The sequence below is a fragment of the Rhizobium sp. SRDI943 genome (genome assembly GCF_057653695.1).
This window is the reverse complement of record NZ_JBYGKN010000004.1, coordinates 297,802-320,113: the sequence shown is the minus strand read 5'-3', so window position 1 is coordinate 320,113 and position 22,312 is coordinate 297,802. Positions and strand designations below refer to the sequence as shown.

29 protein-coding genes and 1 pseudogene are annotated in these 22,312 nt (G+C 58.6%); 13 read left to right on the top strand and 17 right to left on the bottom strand.

Translation table 11 applies throughout. The features are described from left to right. Window positions 1–288: 288 nt before the first annotated feature. From AC245Y_RS34690 to AC245Y_RS34660, 7 genes are all read right to left on the bottom strand, one after another. Entirely contained in the window at window positions 289–645 is a 357-nt protein-coding gene (locus tag AC245Y_RS34690; protein ID WP_080635507.1) for a hypothetical protein, read from the bottom strand. Window positions 646–1,030: 385 nt separating this feature from the next. Continuing rightward, window positions 1,031–2,542, bottom strand: coding sequence for a type II and III secretion system protein family protein (locus tag AC245Y_RS34685; RefSeq protein WP_020487177.1), 1,512 nt, complete (start codon window positions 2,540–2,542; stop codon window positions 1,031–1,033). A 1,157-nt stretch (window positions 2,543–3,699) separates the two neighbouring features. Beyond that, complete coding sequence (locus AC245Y_RS34680) at window positions 3,700–4,584, bottom strand: DUF72 domain-containing protein (RefSeq protein ID WP_017997488.1); 885 nt, start codon at window positions 4,582–4,584, stop codon at window positions 3,700–3,702. A 178-nt stretch (window positions 4,585–4,762) separates the two neighbouring features. Next, on the bottom strand, window positions 4,763–4,969 hold the full coding sequence (locus AC245Y_RS34675; RefSeq protein WP_003554614.1) for a hypothetical protein: 207 nt from the start codon (window positions 4,967–4,969) through the stop codon (window positions 4,763–4,765). A gap of 38 nt (window positions 4,970–5,007) precedes the next feature. Beyond that, window positions 5,008–5,229, bottom strand: coding sequence for a hypothetical protein (locus AC245Y_RS34670; protein ID WP_017997489.1), 222 nt, complete (start codon window positions 5,227–5,229; stop codon window positions 5,008–5,010). A gap of 625 nt (window positions 5,230–5,854) precedes the next feature. Further along, entirely contained in the window at window positions 5,855–6,334 is a 480-nt protein-coding gene (locus AC245Y_RS34665; protein WP_003554618.1) for an LBP/BPI/CETP family protein, read from the bottom strand. Window positions 6,335–6,705: 371 nt separating this feature from the next. Continuing rightward, the gene (locus AC245Y_RS34660) at window positions 6,706–7,182 is read right to left on the bottom strand and encodes an Hsp20 family protein (RefSeq protein WP_017997490.1); all 477 of its coding nucleotides are present in this window, start codon (window positions 7,180–7,182) and stop codon (window positions 6,706–6,708) included. A 243-nt stretch (window positions 7,183–7,425) separates the two neighbouring features. Here AC245Y_RS34660 and AC245Y_RS34655 point away from each other — a divergent pair, with 243 nt between their 5' ends. Together AC245Y_RS34655 and AC245Y_RS34650 are read left to right on the top strand one after the other, a co-directional pair. Then, a complete protein-coding gene (locus AC245Y_RS34655; protein WP_017997491.1) occupies window positions 7,426–7,752 on the top strand; it encodes a hypothetical protein in 327 nt (108 codons plus the stop codon). Window positions 7,753–7,764: 12 nt separating this feature from the next. Further along, window positions 7,765–8,064: a hypothetical protein gene (locus tag AC245Y_RS34650; protein WP_017997492.1), complete on the top strand. Its 300-nt coding sequence runs from the start codon at window positions 7,765–7,767 to the stop codon at window positions 8,062–8,064. Window positions 8,065–8,318: 254 nt separating this feature from the next. On the opposite strand, the gene AC245Y_RS34645 is transcribed toward AC245Y_RS34650, so the two are convergent. Then, the gene (locus AC245Y_RS34645; protein WP_003554625.1) at window positions 8,319–8,630 is read right to left on the bottom strand and encodes a DUF982 domain-containing protein; all 312 of its coding nucleotides are present in this window, start codon (window positions 8,628–8,630) and stop codon (window positions 8,319–8,321) included. 133 nt (window positions 8,631–8,763) lie between these two features. Beyond that, the gene (gene lov / locus AC245Y_RS34640) at window positions 8,764–9,792 is read right to left on the bottom strand and encodes a blue-light-activated histidine kinase (protein WP_017997493.1); all 1,029 of its coding nucleotides are present in this window, start codon (window positions 9,790–9,792) and stop codon (window positions 8,764–8,766) included. A gap of 195 nt (window positions 9,793–9,987) precedes the next feature. Between lov and AC245Y_RS34635 the strand changes: the two genes are divergently transcribed. Further along, on the top strand, window positions 9,988–11,013 hold the full coding sequence (locus AC245Y_RS34635; RefSeq protein ID WP_017997494.1) for a sensor histidine kinase: 1,026 nt from the start codon (window positions 9,988–9,990) through the stop codon (window positions 11,011–11,013). Between the two features lie 226 nt (window positions 11,014–11,239). On the opposite strand, the gene AC245Y_RS34630 is transcribed toward AC245Y_RS34635, so the two are convergent. Next, window positions 11,240–11,725, bottom strand: coding sequence for a gamma-glutamylcyclotransferase family protein (locus AC245Y_RS34630; protein WP_245274080.1), 486 nt, complete (start codon window positions 11,723–11,725; stop codon window positions 11,240–11,242). Between the two features lie 209 nt (window positions 11,726–11,934). On the opposite strand from AC245Y_RS34630, the gene AC245Y_RS34625 reads away from it, so the two are divergent. Continuing rightward, window positions 11,935–12,063: a hypothetical protein gene (locus AC245Y_RS34625; RefSeq protein WP_017997495.1), complete on the top strand. Its 129-nt coding sequence runs from the start codon at window positions 11,935–11,937 to the stop codon at window positions 12,061–12,063. Between the two features lie 64 nt (window positions 12,064–12,127). Here AC245Y_RS34625 and AC245Y_RS34620 read toward each other — a convergent pair whose 3' ends face one another. Then, window positions 12,128–13,297, bottom strand: a complete 1,170-nt coding sequence (locus tag AC245Y_RS34620) for a zinc-dependent alcohol dehydrogenase (protein ID WP_003554633.1) — start codon at window positions 13,295–13,297, stop codon at window positions 12,128–12,130. A gap of 227 nt (window positions 13,298–13,524) precedes the next feature. Here AC245Y_RS34620 and AC245Y_RS34615 point away from each other — a divergent pair, with 227 nt between their 5' ends. Beyond that, entirely contained in the window at window positions 13,525–14,052 is a 528-nt protein-coding gene (locus tag AC245Y_RS34615) for a DUF4142 domain-containing protein (RefSeq protein ID WP_003554634.1), read from the top strand. Between the two features lie 127 nt (window positions 14,053–14,179). Continuing rightward, window positions 14,180–14,440, top strand: a complete 261-nt coding sequence (locus AC245Y_RS34610; RefSeq protein WP_003554637.1) for a hypothetical protein — start codon at window positions 14,180–14,182, stop codon at window positions 14,438–14,440. 79 nt (window positions 14,441–14,519) lie between these two features. On the opposite strand, the gene AC245Y_RS34605 is transcribed toward AC245Y_RS34610, so the two are convergent. Both AC245Y_RS34605 and AC245Y_RS34600 read right to left on the bottom strand, forming a co-directional pair. Next, the gene (locus AC245Y_RS34605; protein WP_017997497.1) at window positions 14,520–14,822 is read right to left on the bottom strand and encodes a hypothetical protein; all 303 of its coding nucleotides are present in this window, start codon (window positions 14,820–14,822) and stop codon (window positions 14,520–14,522) included. Then, a complete protein-coding gene (locus tag AC245Y_RS34600) occupies window positions 14,822–15,121 on the bottom strand; it encodes a hypothetical protein (RefSeq protein WP_017997498.1) in 300 nt (99 codons plus the stop codon). The genes AC245Y_RS34605 and AC245Y_RS34600 overlap by 1 nt, the downstream gene beginning before the upstream one ends. Window positions 15,122–15,374: 253 nt before the next feature. Between AC245Y_RS34600 and AC245Y_RS34595 the strand changes: the two genes are divergently transcribed. Beyond that, window positions 15,375–15,746 (top strand): hypothetical protein, encoded by a 372-nt coding sequence (locus tag AC245Y_RS34595; RefSeq protein ID WP_017997499.1) that lies wholly within the window; start codon window positions 15,375–15,377, stop codon window positions 15,744–15,746. A 95-nt stretch (window positions 15,747–15,841) separates the two neighbouring features. Next, window positions 15,842–16,069, top strand: a complete 228-nt coding sequence (locus AC245Y_RS34590; RefSeq protein ID WP_003554645.1) for a hypothetical protein — start codon at window positions 15,842–15,844, stop codon at window positions 16,067–16,069. 33 nt (window positions 16,070–16,102) lie between these two features. Here the strand turns inward: AC245Y_RS34590 and AC245Y_RS34585 are convergent, their stop codons facing one another. Next, on the bottom strand, window positions 16,103–16,822 hold the full coding sequence (locus AC245Y_RS34585; protein ID WP_003554647.1) for a Crp/Fnr family transcriptional regulator: 720 nt from the start codon (window positions 16,820–16,822) through the stop codon (window positions 16,103–16,105). Window positions 16,823–17,506: 684 nt separating this feature from the next. Between AC245Y_RS34585 and AC245Y_RS34580 the strand changes: the two genes are divergently transcribed. The 5 genes from AC245Y_RS34580 (at window position 17,507) to AC245Y_RS34560 (ending at window position 20,551) form a co-directional block, all read left to right on the top strand. Next, window positions 17,507–17,926: a response regulator gene (locus AC245Y_RS34580; RefSeq protein WP_003554649.1), complete on the top strand. Its 420-nt coding sequence runs from the start codon at window positions 17,507–17,509 to the stop codon at window positions 17,924–17,926. A gap of 59 nt (window positions 17,927–17,985) precedes the next feature. Beyond that, window positions 17,986–18,138, top strand: coding sequence for a hypothetical protein (locus AC245Y_RS34575; RefSeq protein ID WP_017997501.1), 153 nt, complete (start codon window positions 17,986–17,988; stop codon window positions 18,136–18,138). Continuing rightward, window positions 18,138–18,308, top strand: a complete 171-nt coding sequence (locus AC245Y_RS34570) for a hypothetical protein (RefSeq protein ID WP_017997502.1) — start codon at window positions 18,138–18,140, stop codon at window positions 18,306–18,308. The genes AC245Y_RS34575 and AC245Y_RS34570 overlap by 1 nt, the downstream gene beginning before the upstream one ends. Before the next feature lie 123 nt (window positions 18,309–18,431). Next, window positions 18,432–20,234 carry a thiamine pyrophosphate-binding protein gene (locus AC245Y_RS34565; protein WP_017997503.1) on the top strand — a complete coding sequence of 601 codons (1,803 nt, stop codon included), beginning with the start codon at window positions 18,432–18,434 and terminating at the stop codon, window positions 20,232–20,234. A gap of 29 nt (window positions 20,235–20,263) precedes the next feature. Beyond that, complete coding sequence (locus AC245Y_RS34560; RefSeq protein ID WP_020487182.1) at window positions 20,264–20,551, top strand: hypothetical protein; 288 nt, start codon at window positions 20,264–20,266, stop codon at window positions 20,549–20,551. Here AC245Y_RS34560 and AC245Y_RS34555 read toward each other — a convergent pair. From AC245Y_RS34555 to AC245Y_RS34545, 3 genes and pseudogenes are all read right to left on the bottom strand, one after another. Beyond that, a pseudogene (locus AC245Y_RS34555) lies at window positions 20,533–21,051 on the bottom strand (FdhF/YdeP family oxidoreductase); the annotation flags it as partial. The gene AC245Y_RS34560 and the pseudogene AC245Y_RS34555 sit on opposite strands and share 19 nt — an antisense overlap. Before the next feature lie 262 nt (window positions 21,052–21,313). Further along, window positions 21,314–21,868, bottom strand: coding sequence for a DUF1003 domain-containing protein (locus AC245Y_RS34550; RefSeq protein ID WP_003554657.1), 555 nt, complete (start codon window positions 21,866–21,868; stop codon window positions 21,314–21,316). Between the two features lie 76 nt (window positions 21,869–21,944). Then, on the bottom strand, window positions 21,945–22,208 hold the full coding sequence (locus AC245Y_RS34545) for a helix-hairpin-helix domain-containing protein (protein WP_026157743.1): 264 nt from the start codon (window positions 22,206–22,208) through the stop codon (window positions 21,945–21,947). Window positions 22,209–22,312: the final 104 nt, after the last annotated feature.

The window sequence follows — 22,312 nt, the reverse complement described above, 5'->3', positions numbered from 1 at the left end:
CTCGGGCGGGGCGGAGGGAGAAGCAAAGGGCGTCGCCGTCCACGACCCGAGACCTCTGCCCGCCAAACAGGCTGCCGACAGGATCGGCATGGTGGATATACGCGAACGAAAATCGTCCAGACGCCGAATGAAAGGAACCGGTGGGGACAGACGTCGCGGGAAGGCAGTCGTTGCCGGCATCGGGGAAAGGAGCGACGCGATTTAGGTCGCAAGGCGCCGGCATCCTGGCGGACACCGTTGAGCCGAAGCGCTCAGAACCGAGCACGGCTGGGTTGCGGGGCGCACAGATCATTGGCTGCAAGATATCGAGGGCTTATCTGCGCAATAGCATTTGTATCTCAAGGAAGGACACGATCTGACCGCCAATGCGCCGTTCGAACAAGAGCATTCAATCCAATAGTCGTTGGAGCCGTGCTGCGGTCCGCGAAACAGCGAGTATCCGGTTCCTGTGTCGGCGATGCTGGACCCGACCTGAAACAGCGACGTACTGCCGGTTGCGCTGTCTTCGGCAAATGTGGACGTCGACAAGCCGGAGGCGACCAGGCCCGCGATCAGGCAAAGCAACCGTGTCCTGAGCGGATGGTCTACGCCGCGCCACGGCAGGAGGGACTGTCGCGATTTACCGTCGTTCATTTCGATGTCCATGGACGGGTTCCTGACTACGTCGCCATCCTTGGTAGCGGGTTCAACGTTAAGCAGCGTAAAGGCTGCGTAAAATTGAGTAAAAGCAGACGAGTGCGACCGCTCCGGGGTGCCACGTCCGACCACGGATGGCGCCCGCTGGTGCGACCCCGGACGCCCGGCGCGCGAGCAAGATCGATGGTTTGGAAAGGATGGTGAGCGTCCCGCTTGTCCAAGTCATGCCAACCTCGGAGCTGAGCTTTTAACGTTGGGAAACCCCTTCAATGGCGATATTTGTTAGCCGTGTTCTTGTCGGGCTCACCTGCTGGCACGCCAAGGCACTGACCGAAGAGGCAGGTCGGTTGAATGACAGGCCGGGCCTCTCCGGACGTCAGACTATCAGCAACGATCACTTGTATATGAAGCCGACGGTGCCGTGATATTGCGCTGTCGGCTCCAAGGTTTTGCCGTTGCCGTAGAGCTTGTTGATCCGGTCGAGTAACCCCTGAGAGGCATCATCAGCTGGGCTAAGATTGTCATCAGGCCGATTCAGATCTTTTGCCGCGACAGGGCGAACCAAATAGGGTGTGGCGATAATTACGAGTTCAGTCTCGTTTCTCTCGAAGCTTGTCTGGCGAAACAAAGCGCCAAACCCTGGAATCTTGTTCAAGACCGGCGTCCCATTGGAGGTCCTGTTGAAGTTATCTCGGATTAGCCCCGCCAGAGCGATCGAACCACCCGATGGCAGTTCAACGGTGGTGCTGGTCGAACGCTTGCCGTAGGTCGGGGATGAACCGGATATAGAGGTAACCGGTTCGGACACCTCGGTTGAGATCTGCAGGCTGATCCGACCGGACGTTAGGACGATGGGCTTGAATGAGAGGCTGATGCCGTAGCTGTACGGGGTTTGGGTCGTATTGCCATCGCTGTCGGTGTTTGAATAGAGGACCTCGCCACCTGCTTGAAACGATGCCGATTGACCCGAGACGGCCGTCAATGTCGGCTCGGCCAAGGTTCGAACCACTTTCGCTTGTTCAAGCGCATTCAATGTCGTTGAGAGGCCATACTTGCCGAAGGATCCGCTGAATAGGGCTGATAGGCCGCCGCCGGAGGTCGCGGTCGTCGCATCCGTCGATGCCGTTCCCAGCTGGGCAATTGTTGAGCCACCAGCGTTTTTTAGCTCATTGTCAAAGCCCAGTTGCTTCAGGATCTCTCGCTTTACCTCCGCTATCGTCATTTTGAGCATCACCTGATCGTCGGCTGCGATGCGAAGAAGGTTGATGATTTTGGATTCCTGCCGATCTTCCGCAACAAGGGCCACGGATCCTTGACTACCCCCGCTCGACGCACTTTGGGTGCGGGTCGTCGCCTCCCCGCCTTTGACGAAAGCGGATGCAAGATCGGCGGCTTGTGCCGAGTCCTGTGCCGACCTTACGGTGCCGGTGAGGACAATATTATCGGAAATAATCTCAACCTTGATGGCCGCATCTGGTATCAAACGACGCAAATCCGTCTCCAGCCCGGCAATGTCTCTCTCAACCGCGATATCGATATTGACGATTGGTCGCTTGTTCGCATCGAGGATGAAGATATTCGTTTGCCCGACCTTTTTGCCAAAGAGAAAGATGGTGCGTGTCGCTCGCACTATCGCGTCAGACACGCCTGGATCTGAAACAACAATGTCATGAGCGTCCTGAGGAAGTTCAACGATGAGCGTCTTATTTAGACCGATGCTGACATGCCGCGTGACATTCACACCGGTCTCTGTAACGCTGATGACATTCTCGGCACGGCAATATGTGGCCGACGACAGCAGCGTGAGCAGGAGAACTGTATGCGCAATCCAGCCGGCATGGACCGAGGACTTCCCTAAATCCGTCTTGCGGAGCGGATGAACCCTAATGTTCAATGCCGCATCCATCGCGTTGCATACTATCGCGCTGATCAACCAGCAGCTCCCAACTGAGCGCGGCGACTGCGAGGGCTATGTGCTGTGGGTCCCAGCCGGCGGAGCGTGCCTTTTCGAAAAGCCTTGTAAGTGAGGGCTCCAGCGCGAATTTGCATTCGATTTGATAGGCACTGTCACTTTTTCGGATCGGAGAAGACGGTATATTGATGTCAGCCACGAGTTAGCGCCTTTGCTCTTTTTCAATCGGCGGTGAATCTTCGAAGGACGTCCCGCTAGTAACTCACCGGTTCGTGGCACGATCATGCTCTGAACATTTCCGTGTTTTACGAATTGTTTCCGAGCCGGCCGCGCTGCTTCATCGTGCGAGATGCGAACGCGGCACTCGTGCGGCCCGCCAGCAGGTCGAATTGCGAATGGCGGGGCGTGGGATGGCGGCCACAATCGCGCGATGATTGCTGGAAAGGCTCCAGGCTTCGGCACAAAACTTAGGATCGGCGCGTCCTAAAGCGGCAAAGTCCAGCCTCATCCGGTTCAATGGAGGACAGTGCGAAAGGCTTGTAGCCCACCGAAGAGCCAAGCTTGTCGTCTCTTGCTTTTCCAGCCCCGCGTTAATTCCGAGTATCGAACAAGGAACGTCCGAATTCGGTCTCGTCTGCCCGAAAAAGGTTGAGGCGAAGTTTCCGGTTATCGCCGCAGTCAGCACTGCTCATAGCCTTCGCGATCAGGATGACAGAACACTCACCGCCGTGACAGCGATTTGACAACCACTGGGCTGCAGGGATTTTCAACGATTGAGATATAAGCCCAAGGCGTAATTCGAACCATGATGAGCAAAAACGATCACGTCAGCCCGCGGCGTTGCTTTTCAAAGGGATTTGGCTGTAGAGGCGCGTCGAGATTGGCTAGAACGCTTGGAACACGAGCTTCTGAGCGAGCTGTTCGGTCGCAACCGCGACCAAGTCTAGTTGTGACCTTCTATCACCTAGCTGGGATGTGCCTCATTCGCCCGCTTGAACAGTGGGGTTCACCGGCTATTTTGTTGCAACAGATACAAATGCGCCGCACTTCAGGACGCAGATCCGACCGTCCCGCGTTCAGTATCGGGAGACCGCGAAGATCCCGCGAAGCGATTTCTGTGCCCCATCGCAGCCTCGTCCCGCGCAGCTGTCCTACGTGGCTGAAACATTCATTAACTCCGACAGCCGATTGGCATTCTTGATCGAATGTCCGTCGCGATCGTTGTTGAAGTAGGCCCATACGGTCTTCGCCCGGCTTTGCCTAATCCGCTCGACCCACACGAGTAATTCCGCGTCACTGTAATCGTGGCGATACCATTGCCTGATCCCGTGAAACCGAACGTAGATGTCATCGGCGGTCCGCACCAGTTCATCAGGTAGCCGGGGGCCGCTGCAGGAGCAGAAAATCACCCCGGCAGCGTTGAAGGCTTCGAATACCTCATCATTCCACCAGCTCTTATGGCGAAACTCGACGACGTTCCTGCGGCGGCAGTCGAGCTGCGATAAAATGGAATGCAGCATTTCCGGAGTGTAGCGAACGCTCGGCGGCAGCTGGAAGAGAAAGCAGCCCATCTGCGGGCCGAGAAGGTCGGCGATATAGCCGAAATCCTGGATCAGACTTTCCGCGTGCTCGAACCGCTTGATATGGGTGATCAGCTCGCAGACCTTGATGGTGTAGACGAAACCCGGCGCGGCCTGGCGGATCCAGGCCTTCACGGCTCCGATTGTCGGCCACGAATAAAACGGGGCGTTGAGCTCGACCGTCTTGAAGGATCCCTGATAGATTGCGAAATATTGACTCGACGGAACATCCGCAGGATAGAACGCCCCCTTCCAATGCCAGTAGTACCACCCCGAACATCCGATATGGGTGCGACCGGCCTGTCGATCCTCGGTCGGGTTGTTGGCCTGCGGATCGGCAAGGCGTACCTGACGCATTTTGGCGGCCCGATCGACATTGGCGTCGCGCTGCTTCTGCCTGCGCTCAGCGCGGCGCGCGCGGCGGGCCGCGTTATCTTCAGCAGTGCGCTGCACCAATCGATCCTCCTCGTCCCGGCCTCGACTTCATTTGCAACGTCAGCACCCGTTGCCCGGTTTTACCGGCGTCAGTGGATAGTCCTCAGCCCGATCCCTCTCGGCAGCCGATACCTGATCGGCGTTTCCTGCCTCGACGGCTTCGAACTCAGCCTGCCACAACTCGACCGCCATCATCCGACTATACGAGCGCACCGAGCGCCAGGAACGACTGCAGCTGTTCCTCCGTCTGGTCTCCGTCAGCGATCACCCTGAACGCTTTGCCTTCAGATTTTAGTTGCCGTGCAGTCTTTAGCGCATCGGGGTAAACGAGCATCGGCTCGTTACGGGTGTCGCTACCATCCGGATCGAGCGAACTGATGGCGATGACCAGGAATGTCGCAGTCATGAAAGTTTTTCCTTTTTCACGCCGTGGATAACCGACCGCTAGCCTTCGTTCCCGTCTGACAGAAATCCTTTTGGAACCGCGTCGCGTGCGTCTTGTAGCGCCATCATCCGATCAAGCCACTTGCTTTTGAGGACATCGTTAATCGCAAAAGCGACGTCATTGGCGCTCCAATCCGCATCCTCCATTTCCTGGATGAGTGCAGTCAGTTTCTGATCGATAATGTCGCGAAGCTCATCATCGTTGGCACGCTGATTTGGCATTTCAGACAACCTTTCAAACTGAGCGGAGCAACGGTCGGGCGGCGCATATGTTCCACGGCGAGCTCGAAATGCCTGGGACACGTTCAAGATCAAACGCTGCCTGATCCCGGCCAGCGGCGTCGACGAAGGGAGCTGAGTCGAGCAAGGCCTGGTGACCCCATGCACGACCCGAGCAGGATACCGATCCGTGAAATTGCCGTGTCTTTGCCGGATCGGGAGCAGTTCGCAACGGCATCCACGATATAGGGCCTAATGGGCGTCTTGATGTCGGAGAGATGACCAAGGCAGCTACATGATCCGAGATGGTAGCACGCGCTTGCCTCGTGTCTACGTTCGCTTCAAGGCGAACGCGGCCCACTAGCGCGAGGCAAGCTTTTGTGCGCGCAGCCCGAGGCAACCGCCCATATGAAGGTTCTGCCCGACGACGAACAGCGGCTTCGGAGCCGTGCCACGTCTCCACGCCGGAACGTCGTCGGGCGAAAACGCGAATGGGAAGCAGGGTAGATCGACGGGTGATCACTATCCACCCGATGACGACCTGGATAAGCTGAGGCATTTCTATTTCCAAGGTTCGGCGATCGCTCACGGGTTATGGGACTTTTTGGCAGCGACGTCGATCCGCTGATCACTTCTGGCAAAGCTTGGCTAAATTCTTTTCCAGGCTTTGCCGGAGAGCGCTGGAGATCTGGGTCTCCAGTCCCTTGACGACATCGCCGAACCGGCCACCAGTCTTGACGATCTCGATGGAGGTATCGGTCGTCTTGCAGGTCGACAGGTCGATCTTCAGCCGAACTTCAGCGGTAGCTGAAAACCCTCCTTCGACCAGCGCTTCGTCCGAGGTTTTGCAAGCAAGCGTGCCGCGGGCGCTCGCCTCCGCCGTGTCGCCATTCACCGACAATTGCAGGTTTTCGATCTTCACGGAATCGAGCTTGTCGACGCCTACCTCGACACTGATGCCGAAGCTCGATACCTTGGTCTTCAACGACCTGCATGGCTGCACATCTCCAATGGCTCTCTCCAACGCGTTCGGCGCCTGTGCTTTGGCGAAGGAGCATGGCTGGAGGAGAAAAACTCCCGCCGTTAACAGGCCTAAACAGTTCCGCATCGCTCTCTCCCATCTGCCTGGGTTTTCACGCAGGCGCCTCTGAATCATGGGGCCGGATCGGTCTGCCGGAAAGGCAATGACGGTTGCCACCATGACCGCCGCCTAAGGAACCTGGACACAAAATATAGTTTTACGACCGATGGGGCACAACGTCGTTTGTAGTAAGCTCGCGGCAGCGCTGACGGACGCTTCGATCGGCGACCAGGCGTCGTGGCGGCGCCTGCTTGTGATGCATTGTGTTGTGGCAGCGATCGGCGCCAACCGCAGCAACCACGCCCGTCAAAAGGCCGCCGACTCCCTTACATCGATGGGGTGGGGGTCAAATACGGACGGGGCGCCGTCAAAGACAGCGCCCCCGCTCCTCCTTGAAATTAGGCGGCTTCGTGCTTTTCGCCCTCGATCTGCAGAGGGGCCTGTGTTTCGGCGTTGCCGCCGATCGCAATCCTACGGGGCTTCATCGCTTCCGGGATCTCCCGCTTGAGCTCGATGCTGAGAAGGCCGTTCGTCAAGGAGGCGTTTTCCACCTTGACGTGGTCGGCGAGCTCGAAGCGGCGCTCGAAGGCGCGGCCGGCGATACCGCGATGTAAATATTCACCATCCTTCTCGTCGGCCTTCTGACCCTTCACCACCAGCACGTTGCGCTCTTGCGTGATCTCGAGATCGGCGTCGGCGAAGCCGGCGAGCGCCATCTGAATTCGATAGTCGTCCTCGCCCGTCTTGACGATGTCATAGGGCGGCCAGGTGTCGATGGCCTGCAGGCGCTGCTGCGCGTTGGTCAAGAGACTGAAAACACGGTCGAAGCCGATGCTGGACCGATAAAGCGGTGCGAAGTCGAAGTCGTTTCTCATACCAAATCCTCCGTAAAGCGAGATGGAATGGAGACGCGGCCTGGCGTCTCCGGGTTGCTGTCGGCCCCATCGGGCGACCGACGGAAAATGATCTGGTCTCGAGCGTTTTTTGATTCAAGAGGCGCATCAAAAAAATTCTGAGCGTCGCGCCTCGAACCTCTTGAATACTGTTTTCGTTGAAACAATCTCCTTTTCACCTGGAGATCTTCGCTCCGTTAGCTGGAAGTTTTTAGGAGACGCAAGATGAAAACGAAAGGCTCTGACCACACTAATCCCCACAACGCCGTCGACGCGATATCCGCGTCGCACATTCTTCACACGCACCGACACTTTGACCACCCGGAGGAGGTCGTCTCAGCGGGGCTTTCGACAGACGAGAAACGAGAAATTCTCGCTTCGTGGGCTTCTGACCTTCACGCGGTCGAATCCTTGCCGGAACTGCGCCATCCGCCGGGCGTCCACCATCCAGTTCGATACAGGGACATACTCGACGCACTGAAGAAGCTCGAGGAGTGGCGAGGCGAGGGCTTGCAAACGCAGCCCACGCGCCGTCCGGTTTTGCTTGGGTAAGCGGAGGCCGACATGAAAGTCCGGCAAACCCAACCTGGGAATGTCACCACTACCCATGATCTGATGCCAGAGCGGCTATTGGTGATTTTCCGCTATGTGGAGAACATCCGCCGCCTTGCACGGCTGGCGGACCGTCTCGGCCGCAGCGAGCTCGGCACCGCAATGATGGAGGTGGCGGGCTGTATGGAAAGGATGTCCAACGACATCGCGATGAGCGAAACCGGCGCGGACCTCTTGCGGCGGGCCGCGAGGCTTGTTGGCACCGTCGAAGGTCTTCTGGAGAGGCAGGCGAAGCTTGCTGTGCTGCATTAGGTTTGTTGCAGTCCAGATCGTCTTTTTCCGCGACCGAGCCTGCGTGGCGTGCGAACGTCGCACCATGACTGATCCGGCAAGCCCTTTGCACTGCCTTTTCCCGGTCTGTTTCGCGGTGATGCCGGCTAGAAGATCGACGTCCGCTTGTCGACCTCGTTCGCTGCGCGGAACCAATTCGGAGACGAACTCTGTCGGGGGAAAAGTGCGCTGATGCCAGACCTCTCCTCGTCCGAGGCGAGGTCTGGCATTCTGCATTAATGGGCGACGAGGCGTGCTGGCCGAGCCGGATGCGTCGTCGGCTTTCCCTTCCACGGGGCCAGCACGGACGGCATGCCCGCTTCGAGGCAGGCCGCAACGAAGGCTTCGCGCGCGACGGTGCTAGGAATGATCCCGTTGAGGACGCCACGACACGTCTTCACTGCGCGTTCATGGCGCTTTCCATGACGCAGCGGCCATTCGTTCTCGAGAAAATCCAAGGCGTCGTATGCGCCTGTGAAGGTGCGCTCCAAACCGCACTGCAACCGGATTCTCACCGGCAGGGTCCACGGAACATCGTTAAGCGGCATCTTTTCCTCCTTTCATGCCACCAATGGTCCTAATGAAAATGATATTGGGGCAGGACCCCGGCTGTTCAAGGGCGATCAATCAATAGTTCCTAATCACTGGGGCATTCCCTAATTTCAATGGCCGTCCCTGAAATCAAGAGCCCGCGGACGGGACCTCAATGTCGATAAGCAGCCCTTCGTCCGACCAGGTTTTCTCAAGACGTCCGTTAAGCTGTTTTTCAACCATTGCGCCGACAATCACCGTGCCAAAACCCCGCTTTGCTGATCTAGGCGGAGTGTCGACGCCCACCTCCTGCCACCGGATCCTGAAGCCGGCTCCGGACGGTCCTGGCTTCCAACTGATCGAAAGCCTACCTTGCGCAGCGGCAAGCGCACCGTGATGGGCTGCGTTGACAGCGAGCTCGTGGAGCACGAGCGCAAGGGGCTGGACGACCGGCGCAGGCATGTCGATATCCGGTCCGCTAAAAAAGGTGCGGGTGGCCGCGAACGGCGATACCTGTTGGCGAATGAGTTCTTCAAGAGAAATGCTTGTCCATCTTCGTGCGGCAAGCAAGGTATGGGCACGGGCAAGCGCCTGCACGCGGTGTTGAATGGCGGCGGCGTAAAGGGCGGGGTCATCGGCGTTGCTCAGGCGAACGATGCTGTCGACGATCGCCAGGACATTCTTGGATCGGTGGTCGACTTCCATCAGCAGGCGATGTTCGGAGGCCTCCAGTGCCTCGATCCGCCGGTATTCCGTCATGTCGATTTGAGATCCAAAGAAATACAGGATCCTTCCGTCATCCCCATGGACGGGACTGAGATGCAAGCGGTTCCAGAACTGCTCTCCGCTCTTCTTATAATTGAGGATCTCGATGCTGATCTCACGCTCCCCGGCGATAGCGGCACGAATTTCAGCGGCGGCGATCGGAGACGTCGCGGGGCCCTGCAGGAAACGACAGTTGTGGCCTAACACTTCTTCGGCCTCGTAACCTGTCAGCTCGAGGAATGCCTTGTTTGCAAGCACGATCGGCTGATCGGACTTACGCGCGTCGGTGACGACCATTGGCATCCTGGTCCGTTCAAATGCGATCGCTGCCAGCTCTTTCCGATCGGCGGAAGCTGCTTTTGAAGATGCGGAGGGCAAATCCCCATGCAGTTTTTCTCTCGAATGGCCAGTCATGCTTCCACGCTCACTAAGACGTCGCTTGATAACGTCGCTCGCGTATCTTTGTTTCCAGGAAGGTTGCGTGCCTTTAGCGATCGCTCCTCCGGGACTTGCAGGATGGCTGCGGCCTTTGCCAAAGCGACGGCATCCGGTATAAAATCGGGATGAGGCCTTTCAGCCCGCAGGCCCCGAAAGGATCGCGCGCACCACATGATCATGAAACTCTTTTCCAATTCCAGCCGTTCTCGAGAGCGCTTTCTCGAAGCCATCCTGCAGAGTGCCATCGAGTATGCGATCATCTCCACGGATCTCGATGGCCTGGTGACCACGTGGAATGAGGGCGCCCGCCGGATTCTCGGATGGGATGCGGATGAGATTGTCGGCCAGCCTGCGGCGGTCATCTTCACCGAGGAAGACAGGCAGGCCGGGATTCTCCAGTTGGAAATGACTGCCGCTTTGACCGAAGGTCATGGCAATGATGAGCGCTGGCACGTTCGCAAGGACGGCTCGTTGTTCTGGGCGTCCGGTCAGATGATGGCGTTGACGTCGGACGATGGCAAAGTCGAGGGATACGTAAAAATTCTGAGGGATCGCACCGAGCAGAGAGAGAATGAGGAACGACAACGCATCCTGATGCACGAACTCTCTCACCGCATGAAGAACACGCTGGCCGTCGTTCAGGCCATCACCAGCCAATCCTTCCGAAACGCCAGTTCTCTCGAGGATGCGGAGCATTCGATCACGGCACGCATCAATGCTTATTCAAAGGCGCACGACATTTTGCTTCAGCAGAACTGGCTGGGCACGAGCATGGCGACAATCGTCGAGGCGACCGCGATTAATCTCGGACTTGAGACGTCCGGGCGTTTCAAAGCGAGCGGTCCCGCGGTTGAATTGGGTCCACAGGCGGCCCTTTGCTTCTCCCTGGTGCTGCACGAACTCGTCACCAACGCCAGCAAGTATGGTGCGCTGTCGATGGACACAGGGAGGGTCGAAATCGAATGGTCCGTACGCGATGAGGCGGGCGACCAACGCCTGCACTTCACTTGGCAGGAGGTTGGAGGCCCGACGGTGGAAGCTCCGAGCAAGAAGGGGTTCGGCACACGCCTCGTGAGCTCCAGCCTGTCCGCCTTCGGAGAGGTCGCACTTGACTATGCGCCGACAGGGTTCGTCCTGAAGCTCGATGCATCGCTCCAGAAGCTGCAATACAAGAACTATTCCGACGCCGAGGAGTAGTTGAAAGCCCGCATTGGGGAAACCCAGAGACGTCGCCCGCATGCGGCTGGTTCCATTGGCCTTGGAAGCGCGAGAGGCGCATGGACCAACATTGCTTGCCGGTATCGTAAACGGCTATCCCCGCGCGCGTTGCGCAAGAAGCCGAGGCCCTCCCATGCGCGATCTAGGAAACGTCCGGGCCGGGAAGGATCATGAATTCCACAAACAGGATCTTCAGGCGGCCGGGCTATTTGTAGGGCGCTCGAAGTGACGCGGGCGTTTCCATGTCGGCAACATCGCAGCCATCGCGATACAAGTCTAAACCTCGCCGATCGAAGGGAATAAACCGCCTGTCTTCGTAGACTCGCATATAAGTCGAATGAACAGGGTGGGCGAGCCGACGCGATTTCATGTATGCCAGTGCTGAACATATTGGCCCGCCGGCGACCGGTTCCACGTCTAGCACCACTCGCAGGTTGCCGGGCATGCCTATCGATTCCAGCCGATCCAAGCTTGCTATCGTATCATCGTCAGGCTCGTAAAGTTCACCGATGACCCGATGGCCAATGCCCGGTTCATTGAACATCATCGGCGCGAACCAAGGGCCGGCAATCAGCATCGGATAACATTGTCGGGTCTGGAAAATTCCAAGAAAGCTGGCGCGGGAAAGTCCTTGTTCATGGAGAGGAAAGCCTTTCTTCAAAGTTCCAAAAACGAATAGGTTCCGTGTCATGCGGGCGAGCCCCATGGTTATCGGCCAATCCCCCGCAAGTTGGAGCGATCGTGATCTCCTGTGTCTCCATCCGGCTGGGAGGACCACGCTCAGTCACGCTTCATCACAGGTGGCGCCGTCGCCAAGCTTTCTGCCGCGTCTGTTTCGGGCAATCCTTCTACCCTTTCATTGTCCACCTGGGCGCGGCGCGGCGCAGGCGATCCTTCCGCATGGCGGCCGGTTCGAGCTTTATCGCGCTTGCCGACAGCTGCGCCATGGTCTTCACCTTCGGACCGGATCGGCTCGAGCTCCATCTCCGGTGGGCGAAGCCTATTCCGGTCTTCGATAGGGTCGTTTGATTTCTTCTGCATGATCGGACCTTTCTTCGATGCCGGCTAGGATCCAGGGCGTCCGCGACGTTCGTTACGGCTTAAGAACAACCTTTATGCAGCCATCCTTCTTGTCGCGGAAAGTCTTGTAGAGCTCGGGACCTTCGTCGAGGGTCGCACGATGCGTGATAATGAACGACGGATCGATTTCGCCGTTTTGAATGCGTTCCATGAGCAGCGGCAGGTAGTGCTGCACCGGGGTCTGCGCCATTCGGAACGTCAGGCCGCGATTGATCGCCGAACCCATCGGGATCTTGTCGAGGAAACCACCATAGACGCCGACGATCGACACCGTACCGAAGTTGCGGCAGCAATGGATTGCCTGGCGAAGAACGTGGGGGCGATCGGTTCCCATGAACGTGGCGACCTTGATGCGGTCAAGGCGCGAGTCCCAGCTCGCCGACGGATCGGCTTCGGTGCCGACCGCATCGATGCACGCGTCTGCGCCGCGCCCGTTGGTCAGCTCCATGAGCTTGTCGTAGATGTCTTCGTCCATGAAATCGAGGGTGGTGGCTCCCGACGCTTCGGCAAGAGCAAGCCGCTCCGGCACGGTATCGATCGCGATGACGCGCTCGGCGCCGAGGATGAAGGCCGACTTGATCGCCATCTGTCCGACGGGGCCGCAGCCCCAGATCGCGATCGTGTCGCCGGGCTGGATATCGCAGAAGTCCGCGGCCATGTACCCCGTCGGAAAGATGTCGGAGAGAAAGAGCACCTGCTCATCCGTCAGTCCGTCCGGCACCTTGATCGGGCCGACGTCCGCGTAAGGCACGCGCAGGTACTCCGCCTGACCTCCACTGTAGCCGCCAAGAAGATGTGTGTAGCCGAACAGGCCCGCGGGTGAATTCCCCCACATCTTCTTGACCTTCGCCGGGTCGGGGTTGCTGCGTTCGCATCCGGAATAAAAGCCGCGCTGGCAGAAGAAGCATTCGCCGCAGGAGATGGTGAACGGCACCACGACACGGTCGCCGACCTTGAGCTTTTTGTTGTCCTTGCCGACTTCGACGACCTCGCCCATCGTCTCGTGGCCCATGATGTCGCCGTGATGCATGTCCGGCATCACACCGTTGAAGAGGTGAAGATCAGACCCGCAGATCGCGCAGGCCGTCACCTTGATGATGGCATCGCGCCCTTCCTCGACTTGAGGATCTGGAACGCTCTCGCATCGAATGTCGTGTTTGCCATGCCAGGTAAGTGCTTTCATGTCGTCGTCCGCCTTTCGATCCCGAGCGCAGAGCGGACGCGCCGCCTTGCAACCCTTTCGGTTTTTGGAAACGATTTTTCCGTCTCTGGTCTTCAAACTCAAGACAGCCAAACCGTGATCGGAAGGAGTTGTTCCATCGGAAAGCGGGAGGGATCCATTTGCAGGGAACAATTCCGCCTTGGGCTTGTTTAGCGGCCGAATCGAGCCACCAACCAGGAGACCAAACCATGAAGAAGATCATTATCGCCTCTCTTGCCATTTCGCTTGCTGGACCTGTCCTGGCCCAATCCGCCGCGGAAAAGTCCGGAGTCAACTCGCTGATTGGCGTTGCGCCGAAGACAGAGGACTTCGTACAGGAGGCCGCCACCAGTGATATGTTCGAGATCGAATCCAGCAAGTTGGCAGTCGATCGCGGTGATGCCGCGACCAAAACCTTCGCCCAGCAGATGGTGACGGATCACGAGAAGACGAGCAGCGAGCTCAAGGCGCTGATTTCCGCCGGCAAGGTCAAGGCGCAGTTGCCGAGCGCCATGACCAGCGCGCAGCAGGACATGCTCGACAAGCTGAAGGGCCTTCAAGGCGATGATTTCATCAAGCAATATCATTCCGACCAGGAATCCGCGCACGAGGACGCGGTCGACCTCTTCAAGCGCTACGGCGAAGGCGGCGACAATGCTGAGCTGAAAGCTTGGGCGGCAAGCACGAGGCCTGCGCTTGAACATCATCTGCAGATGGCGGAGGACCTGAACAAATAGCCTTCGCCGCTGTTGCGCCGAATTCAAGAGAACGAGGTGGAACATCCGAGATTTGGAAAAAACGGATGCTCCAGGAACCTTCCTTGTTCTTCGGGGTTAGGCGGCCGGACATTGGGAGCTTACGCTGATGAATTATCTCTGGCTGTTCGCCGTGGCAGGAGGAGCAGCCCTTCTCGGGATCGCCCTCGCTTTTGGAATGATCAAGCAGGACGGACGACGGTCTGTCTTCGCCATAGCCGGCGCTTTCATCGTTGCCATCGGCGCGCTGGGACTGGGCGTGTATGTCGCCAAGGCGCCGACGGCCCCGGTGCGCGCCTCTGACAGAGAGCAGTCGCAGCAAAGGCTTCCGGCTGCCGCGACGACGGAGAAGGACCTGCCGGGCAAGTGACGCCCAAACAATCGCCGATCAGTATGCGTCCTGGCCAAAGGCCATGAGAGCGCATCGGCGGGACGTGTGTAGTTCCCTATCAATGGGAGGTCTTGCCACCATGGCCGGCCTTCAGATCAACCATCGTCGCGCGAAGCTGTAGGAGCTCGTCAACGATCTTCTGCCAACAACGGTCGTCGGCTTTGCTGATCGATATGATCGAAGCTCGGATCGTCCGAAGCAGACCATCGACCGCCGGGTACCGGTCAGCACCGCAGCTCGCCTCGCTATCGCAGATTTCCTGAAGTTCATCGACGATCTTTCGCACAATAATCCCCCGAACGACGGTATCGAGCGCGGCCGGATCGGAGGCCATCCTTTTGAAATAGACAAGTCTGTCCATTACAGCACCCTGGTTTCGCCAATATTGACAGCGAACGGCAGGGGCTCAGGACGCCGCGGCTTCGTCGGGATCGATAAGCTGTTGAAATCCACTTGCATATAGCGCATCAGACCGCTGAGTTTACCCTGGTCTCGAATGCCGCACTCGAACCAGGAGACAAGTTCCCTCGCCACATGCTGCGCCGCGGGGCTGGCCATCCCGCATGATTTTTCTTGGCACCAACCCTGCAACACAGCCTGCAACATGGCGATGTCACCAGGCTGCAGAGCCGGCTTCGTAATTCCCGAGTGCTGGGTCATCGTCTTCCTCCTCGTTATTTAAGGCGATCCTAAAATTCCGGATTTTCGATTTCAACCGCTAGTGCGGAATCGTACGAAGTCCTCCCCCTCACCTCGCCATCGGCTGGGGAACCAACACAGCGCGGTCGGGTTCGGGACGGATTAGAGGAACGTCGCATCGCAAACTTGAATATGGTACGGATAGCCTGTCAGCGCCGGTGAATCGCCGGTTGGCAGCATGATGACGGTCCAACCACTCTTGCAGGCGTCCGCTATGAAATCGCTTAGTCCGGTCGCTGGCAAGACGATCGTCATCATTGGTGAATCCGGCTTTCTCTCAGACAGCGTCAAGAAGGCATGGGCCGCGCGTCAAGCCGTGGTCGTCACCAGCAGCGTCGATATGTTCGCGATGCATGGTCCAAAGGAAACCTTTGCATGTGACGCGGCGATCATCGACGTCACGATCCCGGACGAGGCGATGCTCGCAATGAATGAATGGCTGGAGATCCGGCGCATACCCTTCGTCTTCGCTCAAGGGCATCCGGCCGAAGCGCTCTCAGCCGGTTTCGTCCTCAGCGATCGTGCCGCCGACATCAACGCCATCGTAGAGGCATTGTTCGGATTTGGTGCCGGCTATTATCATTAGATCCGTGCGTTTACGCACCAAGCGTTGCGCTAGGCGTTTGCGGACCTCATGATGGGGGCCGCATGATCCGAAGCCTTTATGTCGGGAACGGCGCTATGCTCGATTCTCAGTCTGCTCATTTGAAGGCCCTCGATTCAGATGACCTCAGTCATCTGCGGGCCATTTTGAATACCATCTGTTGCGAGACGGGCAAGCCTCTGCGAGCGCCTGAAACGCAGGAGATCGCGGCATTGCTGATCAGCCTCTACCGACATGGAGTGGCAGACCAGGACAAATTGCTTTCGGTGGGTCGCCTGGCATCGGCCCGCAAGCGCCGCCTCTGACCGCGGCACGACCAGGTTTGATCAAAAGTTCGCTCAACGCGCGAGAGGGCTGCCGATCAGTCGCCGATATTCCTCCTCCGCCGCACCGTAGCAGCCATGCGCCTCTTCGATCAATCCGCGCCTGTTGAGAATGACGATTTGCCTTCGGGTGGACCGGATCAGACCTTTGCCCTCCAGCAGATGCAACGCGACCGTCACTCCGGCGCGGCGGACCCCCAGCATCACGGCGAGAAATTCGTGGGTCAGGGATATCATCATGCCGTCCGTTCGGTCATGGACCATCAGCAACCAACGTGCGAGCCGCTCCTCTAGCTTGGCGTGACCATTGGCTAGCACCGTCGAAGTCGTTTGCGCGAGCAGCGCCTGGACATACGCGAGAAGCAGGCCGCGCAAGGTCCGGCTTTCTTCCATGGCCGCGGAAAGGATCGGGGCTGGTAATTTGAAGCCGTGGCCTGAGACCTGCATGAACGTCCGATTGGCGGACTGGTCTCCGCCGAGCATCACGGCGGCACCTGTCATTCCCTCCCGGCCGACGATGCCAACCTCGATATCGCGCCCACCCGGAAATCTCGCCACGATCGAAGCAAGTCCAGATTCGAGGATATAGATGTCGCCGACCAGCGTATCCTCCATCTCAAGGATTAAGGGGACATCGAGAGTTATTGGCTCCATATGAGGCACGATCAGATCGCGCTCTTGTGGGCCCATGGCCCGCAACAGCTCATTTCTAAAATTCAATTGCTCGTCATCCATGGTTTCGTCCACATGTGGCAGTCCTTCGCCCGTTGCTGCGGCGAACCTAACCATCTCGAATCGTTGAGCAATGCACTGTGCCATAGCGTACAGACGGTCCGGTGTTCGCGCGTCCCTGTCCCCTATGAACAAAGAGGCCCGATGGTATCGATCGCCGAAACCGCTCGAATGACGGCCAGCCGGCTCTTCCTCGGCCGGCAGTTCCTTCGCGTGGAAGTGGCTGGGCGACGCGGGCCGCTATTTGCAGACGGAGATCGCGAGCCTGAGCAGCCAGTCACAGTCTCAGCGTGGAGCGCGCCGAGATGGCACCACCCTCGACAATCTGGCAATTCTCGTTCGTCAGGCGACGCATGAACCGACCGGACCCAGAATGTCGATCCCCGGGTCAATCCTCAACCGGCCGACCTCCTCGTCAAAGCGATTGTTCCGGACTATGCAGGACGAAACAGACGGCCGACCGGTCGGACTTGCCGTCCACAAGACGAGGCCGTAGATCGTCGGCGACACGATCTGGCGCGTCAGCGGCGCGCCTTGGCTCCATTTGAAAACTTGCGTGGTCCCGTCTCTCTTGCCAGTATTCCTCGCGAGAAACATGCGAGGTAGGATAACTGTGCGATAGCGCACGAAACCTGTATTTCGACCCGAAAGGTCTATTGTGTAATCCAGTATTTTAGGAGTTTGGCCATGAGCGTTGCAGGAACGACGTCCATCCTTCTGATGGAGGATGAGATTATCATCGCGATGGACGTGGAAGACATCCTTCATGGCGCCGGCTTCGATCGGATAGAGACAGTGTCGTCTTGTCGAGCAGCCGAAGAATGGCTGACAGCGAACGATCCCGATCTCGTGGTGATGGACATCGAATTGACAGATGGCGTCGCTGGAGCGATTGCGAGATCTTTGCGCGGCCGCCATATACCATTCATTGTTTACACCGGTGCTCAGCGGAAGGTGCACCCGGATGCTTTGTCATTTTCCGAGGGCGTGTGGTTGGAAAAACCATGCGAGCCCTCCATATTGCTGACGGAAGTGATGCGCTGCATAGGTCAGGGGCCGACGTCGATCGTGGTCGATGGCCGCGGGGAAAGCAAAAAGACGCGATAAGGCCAGCTGGCGGGAACATTGCCGCTGTTCTTTGGTTTGACAAACCAAGGGAGAGGCAGATGAACCAGCAATCGGACGGTCGGGCTTCCTTCATCTACATCGGCGCCATCACGTTAGTTGGGCTTTTGATCGTTTTCGGCTCGATGGTCTCAATTAACGCAAGCGGCGGAAATGACGAGCCTGCAAAAATCTCGACGGAAGCGAAGCCCTGATGGACGCGCCCGAGCACGATCCTATCCAGGTGACCCGGCCCAGCACTGAACAGCAGCGAAACAGCCTCAAAGGCGGGCGGATTGCCGTCACCTTGATCGCGACCGTGGCCGTCATCGCCTTCCTGCTTTACGTCACGATCCTCGTCTACGGTTTGGCGCATAGGATGTGAACGCGCTCGGGCATACTTGCCTGCCACATCGCTTCGCTGCCGCGCAGCTCTTCCGGGGCGTGCGTTTGGAACCTTTCCCAATGACGCAGGTTTGCGGTCTTTGATAAGCAGAGGACGATTTCGATGCCCAATGCCGCTGACATATTGATAGACACACTGATTGAATGGGACGTGAAGGTCATCTTCGGCCTTCCTGGAGACGGTATTAACGGGGTCATGGAGGCGTTGCGCAAGCGCCAGGACCAGATCCGCTTCATCCAGGTCCGGCATGAGGAATCGGCCGCTTTCATGGCGAGTGCCTACGCTAAATTCACCGGAAATCTCGGCGTTTGCCTTGCAACGTCCGGACCAGGCGGCACGAATCTGCTGACGGGACTTTATGATGCCAAGCTCGATCAGATGCCGGTGCTTGCCATCACCGGGACGCAGTATCACGACCTGATCGAAACCTTTACCCAGCAGGACGTCGACTTGACCCGCGTGTTCGACAATGTCGCGCTCTACAATGCGCATGTCAGTGACGCGTCGCACATGGAAAACGTCGCCAGCCTCGCCTGCCGCTCGGCGCTCTCGCGCCGGGGCGTCGCACATCTCTCCATCGCCAACGACGTCCAGGAGATGGACGCGAAATCGCGATCGAAACGGAACCGCCCGAAACACGTACCGAACCGCTATTTCCACGGCCGCCAAGTGCCAGAGGAGATCGAGCTCGATCGTGCGGCCCGGATACTGAACGATGCCCGCAAGGTCGCCATCCTCGCCGGCCGGGGTGTTGTCGGCGCGGCGGAGGAATTGCGCGAGATCGCCGACCTGCTCGCCGCGCCGGTGGCCAAAGCCCTGCTCGGCAAGACGGCTCTCGCCGACGACGATCCCTTGACGACCGGCGGGATTGGAATTCTCGGCACCGCTCCCTCGCAGGAGATCATGGAACAGTGCGACGCGGTGCTGATTGTCGGTTCCTCCTTTCCCTACATCGAATATTACCCGCGGCCCGAAGCCGCCCGCGGCGTGCAGATCGACAGCGATCCTCAGCGAATTGGCCTGCGCTTTCCCGTTGATGCCGGTCTGGTGGGGGACGCACGGGAAACGCTACGGCTCCTTAGGCCCAGGCTGACCAGGAAAACGGATCGGTCGTTCCTGGAAAAGGCGCAAACGGCGATGTCCGAATGGCGCCGAATGATGGAGACGATGGAGACGGAGCGGAGCGCTCCGTTAAAGCCACAGGCGGTGGTTCGAGCTTTCGGCAGGCGCATCGCGGCCGATGGCGTGCTGGTGGCCGATTCCGGCCAGAACACCGAGCTGGCGGCGCGCCACATCGACCTCGGCACGACAAACCAGTTCGCAGTCTCCGGCGCGCTCGCCTCGATGGCTTCCGGCCTGCCTTATGCGATAGCGGCGGGCGCCGCCGATCCGAAGCGGCCAATCTACGCGGTCATTGGCGATGGCGGATTCGGCATGCAGCTCGGGGAGTTCTCGACCGCCGTTCGCATGGCTCTCCCGCTGAAATTGCTGGTGATCTGCAACGGCATGCTCAACCAGATCGCCTGGGAGCAGATGATGTTCCTTGGCAACCCGCAATTTGCCTGCGAACTGGCGCCCATCGACTTCGCCAAGGCGGCGGAGGCAATGGGAGGCCGCGGCTTCACAATTCGGCGTTTCGATCAGATAGAGCCGACTTTGACGGAGGCTTTCTCCGTCGCCGGTCCGGTGGTCATTCAAGCGATGGTTGACCAATACGAGCCGATGATGCCTCCGAAGATGCCCAAAGACTATGCCAAGAGCTTTCGCCAGGCTCTTCCGGAGACGCCGGGTCATCGGGCGATCGAGGCGAATGTGTCGCGCTCGCCGCTTCGCGAGATGATGGACGCCGGAGAGCAGGAAAAGGAACTGTCCGAAAACACGACCGATTTGCCGGGCATACCTTGAGCCGTCGAAGGAGGGGCGCCGACCCGCGCTTGACTGAGTGGAAAGAGTATTATGAACAGCTTGTCTACAGCCGGTGGCGACTTTCGCGCCGCAGCCCATCGCCTGCGCCGCACCTTGTCGTCCGCGCGCCGGTAGGCCCGATGGCCGGTGTTGTCATCTGTATCCTGATCGTGGTTTTTCTGTTCCGCCATGTGACCGAGGCTGATCCGCGCCTCTATGCGGAAAATGCTGCATTGACGGCAGGCGACGCGACGAAGGGGAAACTGGTTTTTCTTGCCGCCGACTGCGCCTCCTGTCAGATGCGGGCGAAAAGCTGATACATGTAAGAGGTCTCGAGCGAAGCCCGCTCGAGGTATAAAACGCCACCTTCTCCGGTGATATTGCCCGCAATTCGCGGCCGATTTCCTCGAAGGCGGCAGCCCAGGAAACCGGAACATATTTCTCGGCCTTTTGGTCCCACCGCATCGGATGGGTCAGGCGTCCCTGTTCCTCCAGGTCGTGGTCGCGCCAGTCTTCGAGTTCAGTCAGGGTATGTGCTTTCAAGGAAAGACCGGTCGGCGCGTTGGTTCGTCGTCTCCCAGGCCGTCGCCTTGGCGCCATTTTCACGGAATTCCAGTGGATGCGTCTTGGCGGGTTTGGCCCAGGCGCAACTGACGCATATATATCCGTCCGGCTTGTTTTGATGCGCCAAGAGCCCCGGGCTGGAGACCGGGATATGTTCTCGGAGAAGACTTTCTCCCACCGATCTCGCCGAGCCCCTCCACCCGCCGGCGCTGTGGAAACCAATCCTCGGTGTTTTTCTGGGTTTTGCCGTCATGGTCTGGAATGTCTTGAAGTTTCCTTGCATTTACCGACGCCCTGTCGCGTCGGCTGACGTCGGCCCATCCGTCCCTGACACCGAGTGGTCGGATCAGCGGCTGGTATCTGCCGTGATACGCTTCGCCCTCCGGTACCGTCACGCGGTTCTGCTGCCAAACTCCGGAAAGGATGTTCCGCGCGGAATCGACGCGGTTCCAAGCCCGCCGAAATTCTTTCCGACCAAACCGTCGTGAAGCGGGCGACACCTCGGCGATGGCGGTTTACGCCGGCGGCTCTCTGGTCCCCCGCCGCTGCATCTTCTCTTCGATTTCGTCCAGCACTTCTTCCGGCCTCACGTGCTCTTTCAGTTCCTCAAGCTCCTCGCTCGTCTCGATTTCGACGCCGAGCTTCTCGGCGATGGCCGAGACCAGGGTCAGCAACTCAGTCGCCTCATGCTCCGCCAGAAGGCAAATCTGCAAATTGAGATCGGCGCGCTTGTCGTCGGCTTCCGCCATCCGGTTTTGACTGATCAGCACGAATGTCGAGATGAAAATGGCTTCGACGGATGCGACCATCGCCAAAATGACCAAAGAGGGGTCGAAGGCCGGCACGAGCGGAACAAGGCCGATATTGACGACGATCCAGAGCGTGACGACCAGCAGGTGCAGGTAGACGAACATCAAGGATCCGGCGAAACGGGTAATGGCATCGGCCGCCCGCTCCTGCCGGCTCGATTGCCGCGCTTCCTGCTCCCGCCGTTTCAGCAGAGCCTCGATGTTGCGGTCGAGACGTCTCGATATCGTGGTCTGCTGCTGCTCGGATTTCGGCATCGACATTGCATGCTTTCCATGTTGAGCAAGTCCAAACCCCCGCGAAGGCGGAGAGTTCCGCGTGTGACCAGCGCCTCTCACGTCATCGACGAACAGGCGATCCCCGAGCGTGGCTCCCGTCGCTTTCGCGGGCCTTCCGAGACGATCGGATCAGTTCGATCGCGCGCTTGCCGATGCCGGGAAGCGCCAGCAGTTCATCGTCGGTCATCGTAGACAATTTACTGACGCGCTTGATGCCGCTGGAAAGAAGCGCCTTGACGATCCAGACAGGAATTTTGCTGCGGACGAGCATATCGCTCGAGGCTGCCCGCGGCTTCGACGTCTTCCGTGCTGGTCGAGAGGCCATGTCTATCCCGCAGATGATTTGCGACCGCCAAAACCGACAAAGGGCGCGGCGGTTCCAGCCGATTCACCGCTGACTGCAAACAATTTCATCCAGCCGGGCCGAGG

What these genes read in the sequence shown, in the direction of transcription:
- AC245Y_RS34690 (WP_080635507.1), bottom strand. Translation starts at nt 645, where the DNA reads ATGGACATCGAAATGAACGACGGTAAATCGCGACAGTCCCTCCTGCCG.
- AC245Y_RS34685 (WP_020487177.1), bottom strand. Translation starts at nt 2,542, where the DNA reads ATGGATGCGGCATTGAACATTAGGGTTCATCCGCTCCGCAAGACGGAT.
- AC245Y_RS34675 (WP_003554614.1), bottom strand. Translation starts at nt 4,969, where the DNA reads ATGACTGCGACATTCCTGGTCATCGCCATCAGTTCGCTCGATCCGGAT.
- AC245Y_RS34670 (WP_017997489.1), bottom strand. Translation starts at nt 5,229, where the DNA reads ATGCCAAATCAGCGTGCCAACGATGATGAGCTTCGCGACATTATCGAT.
- AC245Y_RS34665 (WP_003554618.1), bottom strand. Translation starts at nt 6,334, where the DNA reads ATGCGGAACTGTTTAGGCCTGTTAACGGCGGGAGTTTTTCTCCTCCAG.
- AC245Y_RS34660 (WP_017997490.1), bottom strand. Translation starts at nt 7,182, where the DNA reads ATGAGAAACGACTTCGACTTCGCACCGCTTTATCGGTCCAGCATCGGC.
- AC245Y_RS34655 (WP_017997491.1), top strand. Translation starts at nt 7,426, where the DNA reads ATGAAAACGAAAGGCTCTGACCACACTAATCCCCACAACGCCGTCGAC.
- AC245Y_RS34650 (WP_017997492.1), top strand. Translation starts at nt 7,765, where the DNA reads ATGAAAGTCCGGCAAACCCAACCTGGGAATGTCACCACTACCCATGAT.
- AC245Y_RS34645 (WP_003554625.1), bottom strand. Translation starts at nt 8,630, where the DNA reads ATGCCGCTTAACGATGTTCCGTGGACCCTGCCGGTGAGAATCCGGTTG.
- lov (WP_017997493.1), bottom strand. Translation starts at nt 9,792, where the DNA reads ATGACTGGCCATTCGAGAGAAAAACTGCATGGGGATTTGCCCTCCGCA.
- AC245Y_RS34635 (WP_017997494.1), top strand. Translation starts at nt 9,988, where the DNA reads ATGATCATGAAACTCTTTTCCAATTCCAGCCGTTCTCGAGAGCGCTTT.
- AC245Y_RS34630 (WP_245274080.1), bottom strand. Translation starts at nt 11,725, where the DNA reads ATGACACGGAACCTATTCGTTTTTGGAACTTTGAAGAAAGGCTTTCCT.
- AC245Y_RS34625 (WP_017997495.1), top strand. Translation starts at nt 11,935, where the DNA reads ATGGCGGCCGGTTCGAGCTTTATCGCGCTTGCCGACAGCTGCGCCATG.
- AC245Y_RS34620 (WP_003554633.1), bottom strand. Translation starts at nt 13,297, where the DNA reads ATGAAAGCACTTACCTGGCATGGCAAACACGACATTCGATGCGAGAGC.
- AC245Y_RS34615 (WP_003554634.1), top strand. Translation starts at nt 13,525, where the DNA reads ATGAAGAAGATCATTATCGCCTCTCTTGCCATTTCGCTTGCTGGACCT.
- AC245Y_RS34610 (WP_003554637.1), top strand. Translation starts at nt 14,180, where the DNA reads ATGAATTATCTCTGGCTGTTCGCCGTGGCAGGAGGAGCAGCCCTTCTC.
- AC245Y_RS34605 (WP_017997497.1), bottom strand. Translation starts at nt 14,822, where the DNA reads ATGGACAGACTTGTCTATTTCAAAAGGATGGCCTCCGATCCGGCCGCG.
- AC245Y_RS34600 (WP_017997498.1), bottom strand. Translation starts at nt 15,121, where the DNA reads ATGACCCAGCACTCGGGAATTACGAAGCCGGCTCTGCAGCCTGGTGAC.
- AC245Y_RS34595 (WP_017997499.1), top strand. Translation starts at nt 15,375, where the DNA reads ATGAAATCGCTTAGTCCGGTCGCTGGCAAGACGATCGTCATCATTGGT.
- AC245Y_RS34590 (WP_003554645.1), top strand. Translation starts at nt 15,842, where the DNA reads ATGCTCGATTCTCAGTCTGCTCATTTGAAGGCCCTCGATTCAGATGAC.
- AC245Y_RS34585 (WP_003554647.1), bottom strand. Translation starts at nt 16,822, where the DNA reads ATGGATGACGAGCAATTGAATTTTAGAAATGAGCTGTTGCGGGCCATG.
- AC245Y_RS34580 (WP_003554649.1), top strand. Translation starts at nt 17,507, where the DNA reads ATGAGCGTTGCAGGAACGACGTCCATCCTTCTGATGGAGGATGAGATT.
- AC245Y_RS34575 (WP_017997501.1), top strand. Translation starts at nt 17,986, where the DNA reads ATGAACCAGCAATCGGACGGTCGGGCTTCCTTCATCTACATCGGCGCC.
- AC245Y_RS34570 (WP_017997502.1), top strand. Translation starts at nt 18,138, where the DNA reads ATGGACGCGCCCGAGCACGATCCTATCCAGGTGACCCGGCCCAGCACT.
- AC245Y_RS34565 (WP_017997503.1), top strand. Translation starts at nt 18,432, where the DNA reads ATGCCCAATGCCGCTGACATATTGATAGACACACTGATTGAATGGGAC.
- AC245Y_RS34550 (WP_003554657.1), bottom strand. Translation starts at nt 21,868, where the DNA reads ATGTCGATGCCGAAATCCGAGCAGCAGCAGACCACGATATCGAGACGT.
- AC245Y_RS34545 (WP_026157743.1), bottom strand. Translation starts at nt 22,208, where the DNA reads ATGGCCTCTCGACCAGCACGGAAGACGTCGAAGCCGCGGGCAGCCTCG.